The following is a 15,128-nucleotide window of genomic DNA, read 5'->3' on the forward strand; positions in this document are numbered from 1 at the left end:
CATTCGCACGCGGCCTTTCGAGCTGGTCAGTATGACGTTGGCCGTAGACCATCCGACAAGCCGAAAATACCCTGCATTTGATGCTATGGCTATCTTCTCGGAAGGCCCGGCAGCGGCGCTACCAGCCGATACCGGGCAGATATATGGAGCTAAGGTTGAAAGCGAAGTCAGCCTACGCGTAGAGGATTTCCCATTAAACAGCGTTGCATTTGATGCATCGAACGACTTGACCGTAGATGAAGTCGAAAAAGTCGTACGCGACACAGGCGTTCTGTTGACTGATGGCGATGTTCAGGTTGCCTCACTGCATTATGTGGATCCGGCCCGCTTTGGTGGCACGGATTCTTCTTTTGCACTGAGCCCTGCTCTTGGCGTGAAGATCACTCAGGAAAATGTGAGCGTTGCACAACGTGCCGACGACGAAGAAACCGGCAGCGGCTTTTCCGAAGAACTGATTCCTTTCCATCAGACGATGGAAATCGACCAGGCATTGGAAAGCGCTGGCTATTCAGGTGAAGACGCCACCAACATGGCGAGCGCACTTACAAAACTGCTCAATTCGCCTCGCCTAAAAGAAGGCAGTGTTCTGCGAATTGGAACAGAAACGCGAGATGATGAAGATCGTATCGTCCGCGCCAGTGTTTATCATCGCACCACGCATCTTGTGACCATCGCATTAAATGATCGACAGCAATATGTGCCGTCGGATCAACCGGAAGAAACACCGCTTCTTGCATCCGCTTTTGACGGCGATGCACCGCCAGCTGCGATTCGCGGCAATCTGCCGAGTGTTTATGACGGCATAAGTCGTGCAGCGCTCGCTTATGGCATGACCGAAACCATGCGTGAGCAGCTGGTAAAAATGCTGGCAACCGATGTCGATCTGCAAGCGCGTCTTTCACAGAGCGATAAAATCGACGCCTTCTTCTCGTTGCCAGACGATCCAGAGAAGCCAGATGGTGAGTCGCAGCTTCTTTATGTGTCTGCAAACTTCAGCGGGACAACGCGCAAGTTCTATAGGTATCAGGCTCCGGACGGCGCTGTTGATTACTTTAATGAAGACGGTAAGAGCGCAAAGCAGTTCCTGCTTCGCAATCCAGTTCCTAATGGCGTGTTCCGTTCTCCTTTCGGCATGCGGCGCCATCCGATTCTCGGTTATAGCCGTATGCATACGGGCGTCGATTGGGCAGCACCGCGTGGAACCCCCATTATTGCGTCAGGTAATGGCGTTGTTGAGAAGGCCGGATGGACAAACGGCTACGGCAATCAGACTTTGATTCGTCATGCCAATGGCTATGTCAGCAGCTACAGCCACCAGAATGCCATCGCCCGCGGCGTGAGCGCAGGTCAGCGTGTTCGTCAGGGCCAGGTTATCGGTTTTGTCGGATCGACCGGACTGTCGACCGGTCCCCACCTTCACTATGAGCTGATCGTCAACGGAACCAAGGTTGACCCGCTTCGTATCCGCCTGCCCGATAATAAAGCCCTGCAAGGCAAAGAACTTGAAGCTTTCAAGCAGGAACGCGATCGCATTGATACGCTGCTGAATAATGATGATGCAGATACAAAGGTTGCATCGAGCGGATCGACGAAGAGCTAAGGCACTTCCTTCGTCTACAAATTGACCTACTTTTCGCAAATCAACGGAAAAGCGCGACGCAATTTGAAACTGCGCCGCGCTTTTTGTATCAGCAGTTTTGCGTGTTCGAAAAGTTATTCCGTGAACTCGACCGTTACGCCCGCTTTCACCAGCTTTGCCAGCTCTTCCGCATCCCAATTGGTCAGGCGCACACAGCCATGGCTGGAGGTCTTACCAATCCGCGAAGGCTCGGGCGTTCCGTGAATACCATAAGTTGGCTTTGACAGTGCGATCCAAACCGTACCAACTGGACCGTTTGGACCAGGTGGAATGGTCAGCACTTTATCATTGCTGCCCTGCTTAAAGTTGATCTTCGGATTGTAGGTATAGTTCGGATTGATCGCGATACGCTGAACCTGAACAATACCAGATGGCGAAGGCGTATCGGATGAACCGATCGTCGATGGATAGGCAACGACAAGCTTGCCGGTTTCATCATAGCCACGAACCTGCTTGCGGCCCTTATCGGCAATGATGCGTGCAACTTTGGAGCGGACAGGCTTGCCAAGATTAGGCACCTTCACAACCGAGCCCGGCTGATTGAAGTTCACACCCGGATTGATCTCTTTGAGATAGGCTTCATCGATGTGAAACTTCTCACCGAGCATTTCGGTCACAGACGTATAGGCCATGGCGGGAAGCTGCGCTTTATGCGCGTAATCATCTGGAATCGAAGCCACATATTGGCGGCCGACATCTTCGTTCGTAATCGTATATTCGGTGAAAGCAGCACCGCCGGTTGCTTCAAGCTCGGCATTGATCCCGGCTTCATCGGTTGGATTGAGGAACTTGCCCGTCATCTCACCATAAGCTGCAGCGGCCTTGTCCACATTGCTGCCCGAACGACCATCAATCACACCCGGAGATGCACCTGCCCGATCAAGCAACACCTGATAGGCTGCAATTTTTTGCTTTGCGCCCTGCCCTTTCGGCATTTCGATAGCTGGCGTCATATCGTCCGTATTTGGCACGGCATGAGGCTGCGTCGACGGCTGCTCATAACCGGGATCGCGATTGATGCTGGCAGTCGGTGATTCTGTATCGGGATATTCGGTGCCTGCCGGAGGTAGCTCCGAACGCTGCACCTGTCCGTCACGGTTATTGTCGTAGCCCGGAGCCGAAGGAGCATCCGGATAATAGTTTGGGTCTTCTGGCACATTGCCGAAACCATCATAAGGGGCGCCGCCGCCCACTGGTCCGTCAGACCAGCCGCCATCCTGCTGACCGCCACTCGCATAGCGACCGGAATCGCGAGGGTCTTCAACATGCAGGACGCGTCCACGACGATCGACTGTTATCTGTCGGCCATATTCATCCGTGTAAACGCGCACTCCCCGGTCGCGACCACGCTCATGGCCCCAATCGAATAGCTGTGCCAGTTGCATAGGCTGCGAAATACTGGTCGTCGCATCGCGCGTTTGCGCAAAGGCAGAACCGCCTGCTGCAAGAATGATTGCAGAACCAAACAATCCGAAGCGAAGCATGCGTAAGAGATGCGACATACAAGAAACCCTGAATTACCTTAGGATAAGGGATGCAACTATATGGTTAACAATTGATTACTCAATAACAGCAAATGCCAGATGAACTGGACATGAAGATGGCCATGAAAGTGGCCGCCTCTGGACAAAAAGAAAAAAAGCGCCGCAATCGGATGAGTGCGGCGCTTTTTACAACAGAGTTTAAGGCTTAGGCCTTTTCGTCCTCCTTCACCGGTTCCCCTTCACCCATCACACGGATAGGGCGAAAGTTAAGCCGGTCCGAGCCAGGCAAGATCTTGACGATTGAACCGTCAAGAATATCACCAAGCAGGATGCGTTCGGCCAGCGGATCCTGAACTTCCTTCTGGATGACGCGCTTCAACGGGCGCGCACCATAAGCCGGATCATAACCTTTGTTTGCCAGCCATTCGCGAGCATCGTCTTCAAGTTCCAGCGAGATCTTGCGATCATGCAGCAGAGCCTGCAGACGCTTCATCTGGATATCGACAATCGAACCCATGTCGTCGCGGCGCAGCCTGTGGAACAGGATGATTTCATCAACGCGGTTCAGGAACTCCGGACGGAACGCAGCCCGCACAACACCCATCACCTCATCACGAACGCTTTCGACATCGTCTTTCTCACCAAGATTGACGAGATATTCAGCGCCGAGGTTCGAGGTCATTATGATGACCGTATTGCGGAAATCGACAGTGCGGCCCTGACCATCGGTCAGACGACCATCATCGAGAACCTGCAACAGCACGTTGAACACATCTGGATGTGCCTTTTCGATCTCATCGAACAGGATTACCTGATATGGCCTGCGCCGCACGGATTCCGTCAGAACGCCGCCTTCCTCATAGCCGACATAGCCGGGAGGTGCGCCGATCAGTCGGCTTACAGAGTGTTTCTCCATAAATTCCGACATATCGATGCGAACCATTGCTGTGTCGTCCTGGAACAGGAACGAAGCCAGCGCCTTGGTAAGCTCGGTCTTGCCCACGCCTGTTGGTCCAAGGAAGATGAACGAGCCAATTGGCCTGTTCGGATCCTGAAGACCTGCGCGGGCACGACGAACGGCCTTGGAAACAGCCTGAACCGCTTCACCCTGACCGACGACCCGCTTTGCAAGTTCGTCTTCCATGCGCAGAAACTTTTCGCGCTCGCCTTCCAGCATCCGTTCAACCGGAATACCGGTCCAGCGGGAAACAATCTGCCCAACATGATCAGGCGTCACGGTTTCCTCAAGCAACGAGCCTTTGTTCTCATTGCTTTCAGCGTCACCAAGCTGCTTTTCGAGCTGCGGGATCGTGCCATAGGCAAGTTCCCCCGCCTTCTGGAATTCGCCACCGCGCTGTGCAATCGCCAAAGCGTTGCGGGCTTCTTCAAGCTGACGCTTCAAGTCGGCCGCAAGTCCCAGCTTCTGCTTTTCAGCCTGCCATTTCGACGTCAGCTCCGCTGATTCTTCTTCAAGATCAGTCAGTTCCTTTTCAAGGCGCTGCAGCCGATCAATTGAAGCAGTGTCGGTTTCGACCTTCAGTGCTTCACGCTCGATTTTAAGCTGCATCACGCGGCGGTCGATTTCGTCAAGCTCTTCGGGCTTCGAATCCACCTGCATACGCAGACGCGATGCGGCCTCATCGACAAGATCAATCGCCTTATCCGGCAAAAACCGGTCCGTGATGTAACGGTTAGACAAAGTCGCGGCTGCGACAAGTGCCGAGTCGGAAACCCGGACCTTGTGGTGCTGCTCGTATTTTTCCTTCAAACCGCGAAGGATCGAAATCGTGTCTTCCACCGTTGGCTCATCGACAAATACCGGCTGGAAACGACGTGCGAGGGCCGCGTCCTTCTCAACATATTTGCGATATTCCTCAAGTGTGGTCGCACCAACGCAGTGCAACTCGCCGCGAGCCAGCGCAGGCTTGAGCAGGTTCGATGCATCCATTGCGCCATCAGACTTGCCTGCACCGACAAGCGTATGCATTTCGTCGATGAACAGGATGATCTGGCCAGCGGCCGTCTGCACTTCAGAAAGCACAGCTTTCAGACGTTCTTCAAACTCACCGCGATATTTCGCACCGGCAATCAGCGCACCCATATCGAGTGCCATCAGCTGCTTGTCTTTCAGCGATTCCGGCACATCGCCATTAACAATGCGCAGAGCCAAGCCTTCGGCAATTGCGGTCTTACCAACGCCCGGCTCACCGATCAGCACCGGATTATTCTTGGTGCGGCGTGACAGAACCTGAATCGTGCGACGAATTTCTTCGTCTCGACCGATGACCGGATCAAGCTTGCCCGCACGCGCATCTTCCGTCAGATCGCGCGCATATTTCTTGAGCGCATCGTAATTGCTCTCAGCGGAAGCAGAATCGGCTGTGCGGCCTTTACGCATGTCATTGATGACCTTGTTGAGCGCGGTCGGTGTCACACCGGCAGCAGCAAGAATTTCAGACGTCTTTGCAGATTTCTCGATTGCAAGTGCCGTGAGCAGGCGCTCAACCGTGACAAAGCTGTCGCCAGCCTTGCTCGCAAGCTCTTCGGCAAGGGTGAAAACCTTTGCCAATGGCTGTGCAAGATAAAGCTGATCGTTACCGCCGGTCACTTTCGGCAGTTTTTCCAAAGCTGCCTGCAAACCTATGCGCACATCGGCGATGCGGCCACCGGCACGCTCGATCAGCGACGCGACAAGCCCCTCATCATCATCGACAAGGACTTTGAGAAGGTGTTCAGGCGTAAACTGCTGATTGCTGGAAGAAAGGGCAAATGTCTGGGCCGACTGGATGAATCCCCGAACCCGTTCGGTGTATTTCTCAATATTCATGATGTCTCCTTTTCCCTCCGACCCATTCTGGCATCGGAAGACTTCTGGTGACGGAGCCCCCGTATTCGGCTGGCTCCTTATCCAAGGAAGCATATGGGAACATCGAGCGGTTTCGGCAAGACCGGAAAGTCGGCTAAAACACAAATAAAAATGGCGCGGAAAACCGCGCCATCTTTTTGAAATCAATCATATTGCTGTTTCAGCAATTATGCATCGGAATCCACTGTTTCAGCAACTTCATCCTTCGGAACGCGGCGCGGACGACCCGGGCGGCGCGTAGCGCGGACTGGCTTCTCTTCAGGTGCAGCTTCAACCGGTGCTTCTGCTGCGGGAGCAGCTTTTTCAACAACGGGTGCTGATTCTTCTGCAACCTTTGCAGGCTTCTCAGCGCGCGCTGGCTTTTCAGCAACTGGCGCCGGAACCGGCTGTTCGTCGGCAACAGCGGCAACTGGTGCTTCTACAACTGGCTGCTCGGAGGATTCATCCGCATTGAAACGTTCGCGCTGTGGGCGGCGACCGCGACCCAGGCGACGATCACGGTTTTCGCGGCCTTCGCGTGGCTGCGAACGGTTATCCTGGCGACTGTCGGAACGATTGTCTGAACGACCCTCATTGCTTTCTTCGCCATAAACAACTTCAGCAGGCGTGCCTTCGATTACTGGCTGTGGACCAGAACCATTGACAGGCTGATGCACCGGAGCAGCAGGCACGAAGCCGCCTTCATCCTCATCACCACCATCGCTGTCGAAGCTTTCTTCGCGCTGATACGGGATATTCTGCTGCGCCATGGCAGCCATGATGATCCGGTTGTAATGTTCTGCGTGCTGAAGATAATTTTCAGCCATGACACGATCGCCAGACGCCTGCGCGTCGCGAGCCAGTGTCGTATATTTTTCTGCAATATGTTGAGCATTGCCGCGGATCTTTACGTCCGGACCATTGCTTTCATAATTACGCGACAGAGGATTGGGGCCCTTGCGGTTATTGTTGTTATTATTGTTATTCCCCCGTCCGCGCATGCGCCTGTTCTGCTGTGCTGGCCTCATCGTCTTCTCTTTTCAGATTAAAGGGCGTCAAATTCCCGTAGCCTAAAGCCACCGGCGTCGCATTATCGAGCCATGGAGGAAGCACACCCTAAAACTTCCCACACATCGAATGGTTCTGAGTTCCGTACTGTCAGAAAGACAACACGAACCTTTCGGATTGGCATTTGCAAGACCTACCCGAAAAGACAAACTCTTCGGAATTATTTTTGAAAGTCGTGCACTTCCGTACAAACCATCCCATGAGAAAAACCCTCACGGGAGCATGACCTAAATTCGTCATGGAGCATTTCCGCCACCGCCCTCAAGCGGGCAAAACCATTCTGGCTCTATACGGTGGCTGGAAACTAAACGGCTTCGCCGCAAATTCCAAGCGCTTTTTTGAGGTCATCGAGCGTTTTTTAGCACTCAGTCCGTCAAATACCCGCAGCAGCTTTATGTATGAAAACCATGGCCCTTCTATGGCCACCGAGATCACTTGCAACATTGGTCAGATGGAAATCAGCGCTTTCAAAAATGGCGCTCACATCGTCAAATTGGCCTGCGCCAATTTCGACGGCAATCATTCCATCATTATATAGGTATGCGCGAGCCTCACTTGCAAGAGCGCGATAAAAATTAAGTCCGTCGTCGCCGCCATCAAGGGCCGCCATCGGATCATGCTCTCGCACTTCCCGCGAAAGATCTTCGATATCCCTGCTTGGAATATAGGGCGGGTTTGAGACAATGAGATGAAACTTGCCGCTCACATTTGCGAACCAGTCACTTTTGAGCGCCGCAAACCTTTGGCTCACACCATTGGCCAGCGCATTGATCCGCGCCATTGCCAGTGCGCCATCAGCGACATCAAGCCCAATACCGTTGAGTTTCTCAAACTTATGCAACAGCGAAATCGCGATCGCACCTGTTCCGGTGCCCATATCAAGCAGCAGTGCCTGACCATGCCGCTCAATCAGCTTGTCGAGATAAGGCGAAACCAGTTCGACAAGTGCTTCCGTATCGGGGCGCGGTTCAAGCGTTTCTGGTGAAAGCCGGAATGGCAGACCATAAAACTCGCGCATTCCGATAATGCGATGCACCGGCTCACCCGCTATGCGGCGCTCCAGCGCTTCGTTTAACTGAGCAACCTTATCTTCATCGATAAGCTTTTCCGGCCATGAAATCAGATCAAGCCGCGTTGCACCTGTCGCCCATTCAACAAGCAATTGCGCATCAAGATCGGGTGTCTCAACGGCCCCTTCCCGCAGCCGTGTGCGGGCTTGAGCCATCAGCTGATCGAGGCGCTCGCCACTCACGCGTTTTCGCCCAGTTCCATCAGAAGTGCGGTCTGATGATCGGAAATCAGCGCATCGACCAGCTCATCAAGCTCGCCCATCATCACCCGATCAAGCTTATAAAGCGTGAGGTTGATACGGTGGTCGGTCACGCGGCCCTGCGGAAAATTATAGGTGCGGATACGCTCTGAGCGATCACCGGAACCAACCTGGCTGCGGCGTGATTCAGAACGTTCGCTTTCAGCCTTCTGGCGTTCCATATCATAAAGACGCGCGCGCAGGATCTGCATGGCGCGCGCACGGTTCTGGTGCTGCGATTTCTCCGCCTGCACGACCATGATGCCCGTTGGAATATGCGTAATACGCACTGCCGAGTCAGTCGTGTTGACGTGCTGACCACCCGCGCCTGAAGCACGCATCGTATCAATGCGGATATCTTCGTTGCGGATTTCGATATCGATGTCTTCGGCCTCGGGAAGCACGGCAACCGTTGCCGCTGAGGTATGAATACGGCCACCCGCTTCGGTTTCCGGTACACGCTGCACGCGATGCACGCCTGATTCGAACTTCAACTTGGAGAAAACACCCTTGCCCGAAACGGTCGCGATGATTTCCTTGTAGCCGCCGGCATCACCCTCACTCGAAGAGACCAGCTCGACGCGCCAGCCTTTTTCCGAAGCAAACCGCTCGTACATGCGGAAAAGATCGCCTGCAAAGAGAGCCGCTTCTAGCCCGCCCGTACCAGCACGGATTTCAAGGATCGCATTCTTCTCATCAGCTGCATCTTTGGGCAGAAGCAGAATCTGGACTTCCTGCTCAAGACCTTCAATGCGCTTTTCAACGTCAGGCAATTCTTCGACTGCAAGTGCGCGCATTTCAGCATCGGTTGAAGCATCATCGCGCATCGCAGCAAGATCACGCGCTTCATTACGCGCATCGGTCAGTTCCCTGATTTTTCCGACAACGTCCTGAAGTTCGGAATATTCCGAAGCAAGCTTCACATAGGTTTCCGAATCCGGATTGTTCGCCATCTGGCTTTCAATCATCGAGAACCGCTTCAAAAGCTGGTCCATTCGGTCCTGTGGCAATGCGATCATTGGTATATCCTGAAAACTTTAATAGCAGCGCGAATAAGCAGTATTGAGCGCCACGCACAAGGCACGGCACCCAAACATTTCATGCAATTTTCTACGCTATAGCGGAATATCGTTGTCTTCGGCAAATTGAAGCAGCAATTCGCGCAGCGAATGAGCGCCATTTGGCTTGTCGAGCTTCTCATTCAACAAGGCATTGAGCTTGCCTGCATCAAGTGCTGCCAGCATCGCCTTGACCGGACCAATGCTCGCAGCCGACATCGAAATCGAGCGGAAGCCGAGGCCGATCAGCGCCATCGCAGTCAATGGACGTCCAGCCATTTCACCGCACAATGTCACCGATTTTCCATGCCGATTGCCAGCATCCACAATGTGACGCAGCGTGCGCAGGAATGCAGGCGACAACTGATCAAAACGGCCAGAAATCAGGGAATTTCCGCGATCAACCGCCATCAGGAACTGGAACAGATCGTTTGAGCCAACTGAGACAAAATCAACAAGCGTCATCAGCTCGTCGAGCTGCCACAAAAGCGCAGGCACTTCGATCATCGCGCCGAGCTTGAGATTGAGCGGCAACGTATGCGCAAAGCGCGAAAGATGACGCACTTCGCGATCAATGATCTCACGTGCAGCTTTGACTTCGCTCACTTCCGTTACCATCGGCAGCATAAGCTTAAGCTCACGGCCACCGGCCGCTTTCAAAAGCGCGCGCAGCTGGGTACGCAGCAAACCAGGCCGATCCAACGTCAGACGGATCGCGCGCCAGCCAAGAGCCGGATTTTCTTCCTGACCCATGGTGCGGAAATAAGGAAGAACCTTGTCGCCACCAATATCGAGTGTGCGGAAGGTTACGGGCTTATTGCCAGCAGCCTCAATCACAGAGCGATAAAGACGTTCCTGCTGTTCTGCACGCGGGAAGGTCGACGCCACCATGAACTGCAATTCAGTGCGGAAGAGACCAATGCCAGCAGCACCTGATGCAGCAAGCTGCGGCAAATCAACCAGAAGCCCTGCATTCATCAGCAAGCCGATTTCAACACTATCCTTGGTCAGTGCAGGCTTATCGCGCAATTCGCGATAATGGGCCTGACGACGCGCCCGGAAACGGACTTTTTCTGCATAAGCGGTTTCCACATCCGACTGTGGACGCAGATGCACTATACCCTCATCACCATCGACGATAGCGGCATCATTGTTTTCCGCCATGGAAACGGCGCCCTTGGCCTGTCCAACCACGGGAATACCCATTGCGCGTGCAACGATAACCACATGGCTGGTGGCTGCACCATCTTCCAGAACCACACCACGCAAGCGCTCACGCGGGTAGTCGAGCAGTTCGGCAGCACCCATGGTGCGGGCTACGATAATGGCATCTTTGGCCAGTGATTCGGCGATGGTCTTGACATCGCGCCCCATCAGCTGTCGCAGCAGACGGTTAGCCAGATCATCGAAGTCAGACAGGCGTTCGCGCATGTAAGGATCGGTCAGATGCACCATGCGCGCACGCGTGTCGCTCTGCACCTTTTCAACCGCAGCTTCCGCCGTCAAACCGTTATGGATAGCTTCTTCCAGACGACGCACCCAACCACGATCATGTGCGAACATGCGATAGGCTTCGAGCACTTCGCGGTGCTCACCTTCCACAGCCACATCACGGCGCGAAAGCATGTCGTCAATGGAAATGCGCAGAGATCCGAGCGCCGTTTCCAGCCGGGTCAGTTCAGCCTGACTATCTTCATTGAAGAGGTTGGTGACAACGATGCGCGGTTCGTGCAGCACGACATGACCAAGGCCGATGCCGTCATTGAGCGCATTGCCTGTGACACTCATCGGACGGCCGAGATCCAGTTCGATACCTGGACGTGCCAGACGCAGACCATCGCCAGTGGCGATAATCTCGGCAAGAACCATTGCTGTCGTCTCAAGTGCTTCAACCTCGTCTTCGCGATATGCCCGCTTGGTCTGATTCTGGACAACAAGAACGCCCAAAGTGCGGCCAGCGCGAAGAACAGGAACACCGAGGAACGAATTATAGGCTTCTTCACCCGTTTCAGGCAGATAGGCGAAGGCAGGATGGCTTTGCGCATCAGTCAGGTTCAAAGGGCGTGCGCTCGCGGCAATCGTACCGACGAGGCCCTGCCCCAGACGCAGCTGCGCCAGATGAACAGACTGTGGATTAAGACCCTCGGTCGCGTAAAGTTCAAGCACGCCATCAGCACGAAGAATGTAGAAGGAGCAAACTTCCGCGACCATATTTTGCGCGATTTCACGGACGATCCGGTCAAGGCGTTCCTGCGGCTCCAGTGGTTCCGCCATCAATTCGCGCAACCGCTTCAGCAGCACGCGGGGACCGGTTGTCAGATCACGCATGATCGTCGGAGGCTCCTCATTTGGTACAGGCTCAGCCTTGTCGCAAAGCCGATTCCCTTTACCCGCCTGCGAAGCGTTACGCCAAATCCTTTTTGAGCATTTTTGACACGCGCGTCTAGTCTAATCGTCAGAAAATCTGACAACTTGTATAATAAGCAAATGCCGCCCGCTATTTCTAGCGGGCGGCATTGTTCCAAAATGGACCGGACAGAGCCGGCTAATAATCTGTGTATCAGCCGATTACTTATCGAGACCGTAAACGCCGTGCAGCGTGCGGACAGCGAGTTCCGCATAAGGCCCGTCAATCAGGATGGAAATCTTAATTTCCGAGGTGGTGATCGCACGAATGTTGATGCCTTTTTCAGCCAATGCCTTGAAGGCGGTGGCGGCAACACCAGCATGGCTGCGCATGCCGATGCCGATCACGGAAATCTTGGCAAGCCCCGTTTCAGACTGGATATTGTCCGAGCCGATTTCACCCTTCACTTTATCGAGAACACGCAGTGCCTTGTCGATATCGCCAGTCGGGATCGTGAAGGTCATGTCGGTTTTCGAACCGTCTTCCGACACATTCTGGACGATCATATCGACATTGATGTGCTCTTCGGCCAGAGGGCCGAAAATTGCTGCCGAGATACCTGGCCGGTCGGCCACGCGTCGGAGCGAAATCTGAGCTTCATCCTTCGCATAAGCGATACCAGTGACGACCTGCTGTTCCACGATTTCATCCTCGTCGCAAATGAGTGTTCCGGGCGGGTTGATCGGATCATCCATGCCCGGTGCATTGGGGTCCGTAAAACTTGAGCGCACGAAGGTGCGAACTTTGTGTACCATGGCAAGCTCGACCGAGCGAACCTGCAGAACCTTGGCACCAAGCGAAGCCATTTCCAGCATTTCTTCAAATGTAATGCGGGAAAGGCGCTTTGCCTTGGGTTCAATACGCGGATCAGTCGTGTAAACGCCATCGACATCGGTATAGATGTCGCAACGGTCAGCCTTAACGCCCGCTGCAATGGCAACAGCCGATGTATCCGAACCACCACGGCCAAGCGTTGCGATGCGATTATCAGGACCGATACCCTGGAAACCGGCAACAACAGCAACCTGCCCCATTTCCATGCGGCGGATGATTTCTGATCCGTCGATTTCCTGAATGCGCGCTGCGCCATGCGCATTGTCGGTCTTGATCGGTATCTGCCAGCCCTGCCACGAACGCGCGTCAACGCCAATGGACTGCAGCGCGATGGCCAGAAGGCCGCTCGTTACCTGCTCGCCAGAAGCAACAATCGCGTCATATTCGCGTGCATCGTAGAAAGGTGACGTGCCACCGGCAACCTTGGGCATGTTCTGCACCCAGTTGACCAGTTCGTTCGTCTTGCCCGACATTGCGGAGACGACAACGGCAACCTGATTGCCCGCATCGACTTCACGTTTGACGTGGCGCGCCACATTAGAGATGCGTTCCAGATCGGCCACAGAAGTGCCGCCGAATTTCATCACGATGCGCGCCATTTAAGGATACGTCCCGTCTTTTGAAAAATTACACTAACGCCTGCCGAAACATTATTTTCTTGCGACAGACAAACCCGGGGTCACATAGCTAAAATGTCGCGCTTCCGCAAGGGTGTGATTCCCGTGAAACAATAATCAACGCTTCGGATTCTGGAATTTGATTTGATCCTTGACTTTAGAGCGCTACCTTGAGAGCAGGATTGCACGCGCTTCCGCAGGAGAATGATATGACCGAGACTGCCCGCACCACGATCGATGCTTCCGAAATCGAGCATTTTTCGCGCATCGCTGCGCAATGGTGGGACCCGCAGGGCAAGTTCCGTCCGCTCCATAAGTTTAATCCGACGCGCCTTGCCTATATCAAGGAAAAGGTCTGCAAAAAATTCAACCGCGACCCGAACAGCCCGCGCCCGTTTGAAGGTCTGCGCTTTCTCGATATCGGTTGCGGCGGCGGCCTGCTGTGCGAGCCGATGTCGCGTCTGGGTGCGACGGTGATCGGCGCAGATGCATCCGAAACCAATATCGAAGTCGCAAAAATTCATGCAGCCCAAAGCGGTGTCGAAGTCGATTATCGCGCGACCACTGCTGAAGCTCTTGCCGAAGCTGGCGAGCAATTCGATGTCGTACTCAACATGGAAGTGGTTGAGCACGTCTCTGACGTCGATCTGTTCATGTCTGCGACCAGCGAAATGGTGAAGCCGGGTGGCCTGATGTTTGTCGCCACCATCAACCGCACGCTCAAAGCTTATGGCCTCGCTATCATCGGAGCGGAATATGTGCTGCGTTGGCTGCCGCGCGGCACACATCAATATGAAAAGCTGGTGCGCCCGGAAGAGCTCGAAACAGCACTTTCCAAAGCCGGTCTCAATCTCATCGACAAATTGGGCGTAACCTACAATCCGCTCGCTGATAGCTGGAGCCGTTCACGCGATACCGATGTGAACTACATGGTTCTCGCAGAACGTCCTCAATAATTAGCGTTTCTGCGCTCTCGTCGTCAGCGCCACCCCGATGGCGATGACGACTGCGCCGATCCATGTGAGTGGCGGATAGTTTTCACCCAAGAATAACGTGCCGGAAATCAGCCCCAGCGCTGCTGCCACATAACCGATCTGGCTGAGATAGACGGGACCACCAACGGCCTGCAGGCGGAAAAACAAGGCAAACATGCCAGCGGACGCAATGGCCTGAGCGACTGCCGTTATCGGCGCGAGCGCCAGTGTCTCAATCGGGAAGTTGCCATTAAATACAAAAATCCCGATCAACAGCATCACGGCTGCAGCCAAGTGACTTCCCGCCGCAAGCTCGGTCGGATCAGCATTTTTCGGCCAGTCGAGAGTGCGATAGACATTCCCCATCGCAAGAAAAACCGGAATGAGAAGTGCAAGCCCGATCCATAGCGGATCGGCAGGCTTGCCAACCTCGCCACGCGTCATTGCGACCATAATTGCGCCGATGAAGCCTACGATAATGCCCGCGATACCCAAACCATTCGGTCTACGAAGACCAAACCCCATCGAAATGAGCAGCGTCATGACAGGCGACAGCGTGTACATGATACCAGTGAAACCCGCACCGAGCCGAGGGATTGCGGACAGGATCAGGAGATTGGGCAGCGCATAGGAAATCGCGGCAGTGCAAATATAATAACGCAGCCTGCCACCCGAAAATCCAACCCGCTTTTTGCTCACACGCAAAACCAGAAGCAGAATAATCCCCGCACTGGCTGAAAACAGGAATGTCCACATTGCAGGCGGAACACCTGCTTCGGCAGCGATCTTCCCCAGCGGCAGAATGAGCCCCAGCAGTATGCCCGTCGCTATTAGCAGGAAAGGCGCGGAATCCATCAGTTTCATGCGCCGTGACCCCTCACGCAATCAAAAAT

At 54.2% G+C, this 15,128-nt stretch carries 10 protein-coding genes (1 of these 10 running past the window's edge); 2 read left to right on the forward strand and 8 right to left on the reverse strand.

Annotated elements, in window-relative coordinates; translation table 11 throughout:
* Positions 1-1,600, forward strand: partial view of a M23 family metallopeptidase gene (locus KMS41_09870; GenBank protein ID QWK77382.1) — the 3' portion only. Its footprint begins 356 nt before the window's first position; only the last 1,600 of its 1,956 coding nucleotides appear in the window; its start codon lies beyond the left edge, outside the window; its stop codon occupies positions 1,598-1,600.
* A gap of 113 nt (positions 1,601-1,713) precedes the next feature.
* Here KMS41_09870 and KMS41_09875 read toward each other — a convergent pair whose 3' ends face one another.
* From KMS41_09875 to KMS41_09905, 7 genes are all read right to left on the reverse strand, one after another.
* Positions 1,714-3,141 carry a L,D-transpeptidase gene (locus KMS41_09875; protein ID QWK77383.1) on the reverse strand — a complete coding sequence of 476 codons (1,428 nt, stop codon included), beginning with the start codon at positions 3,139-3,141 and terminating at the stop codon, positions 1,714-1,716.
* A 187-nt stretch (positions 3,142-3,328) separates the two neighbouring features.
* Complete coding sequence (gene clpB, locus KMS41_09880) at positions 3,329-5,950, reverse strand: ATP-dependent chaperone ClpB (protein QWK77384.1); 2,622 nt, start codon at positions 5,948-5,950, stop codon at positions 3,329-3,331.
* Between the two features lie 206 nt (positions 5,951-6,156).
* Positions 6,157-6,996, reverse strand: a complete 840-nt coding sequence (locus KMS41_09885) for a DUF4167 domain-containing protein (protein ID QWK77385.1) — start codon at positions 6,994-6,996, stop codon at positions 6,157-6,159.
* 413 nt (positions 6,997-7,409) lie between these two features.
* The gene (gene prmC / locus KMS41_09890) at positions 7,410-8,261 is read right to left on the reverse strand and encodes a peptide chain release factor N(5)-glutamine methyltransferase (GenBank protein QWK78839.1); all 852 of its coding nucleotides are present in this window, start codon (positions 8,259-8,261) and stop codon (positions 7,410-7,412) included.
* Positions 8,262-8,284: 23 nt separating this feature from the next.
* Positions 8,285-9,364, reverse strand: a complete 1,080-nt coding sequence (gene prfA / locus KMS41_09895) for a peptide chain release factor 1 (GenBank protein QWK77386.1) — start codon at positions 9,362-9,364, stop codon at positions 8,285-8,287.
* 96 nt (positions 9,365-9,460) lie between these two features.
* The gene (gene ptsP / locus KMS41_09900; GenBank protein QWK77387.1) at positions 9,461-11,731 is read right to left on the reverse strand and encodes a phosphoenolpyruvate--protein phosphotransferase; all 2,271 of its coding nucleotides are present in this window, start codon (positions 11,729-11,731) and stop codon (positions 9,461-9,463) included.
* Between the two features lie 240 nt (positions 11,732-11,971).
* Complete coding sequence (locus KMS41_09905) at positions 11,972-13,243, reverse strand: aspartate kinase (protein ID QWK77388.1); 1,272 nt, start codon at positions 13,241-13,243, stop codon at positions 11,972-11,974.
* Positions 13,244-13,470: 227 nt separating this feature from the next.
* Here KMS41_09905 and ubiG point away from each other — a divergent pair, with 227 nt between their 5' ends.
* Complete coding sequence (ubiG, locus tag KMS41_09910) at positions 13,471-14,217, forward strand: bifunctional 2-polyprenyl-6-hydroxyphenol methylase/3-demethylubiquinol 3-O-methyltransferase UbiG (protein ID QWK77389.1); 747 nt, start codon at positions 13,471-13,473, stop codon at positions 14,215-14,217.
* Here ubiG and KMS41_09915 read toward each other — a convergent pair whose 3' ends face one another.
* Positions 14,218-15,099, reverse strand: coding sequence for a DMT family transporter (locus KMS41_09915; GenBank protein QWK77390.1), 882 nt, complete (start codon positions 15,097-15,099; stop codon positions 14,218-14,220).
* Positions 15,100-15,128 lie beyond the last annotated feature (29 nt).

Origin of the sequence: Ochrobactrum sp. BTU1 (genome assembly GCA_018798825.1) — a bacterium.
Lineage (GTDB): Bacteria > Pseudomonadota > Alphaproteobacteria > Rhizobiales > Rhizobiaceae > Brucella.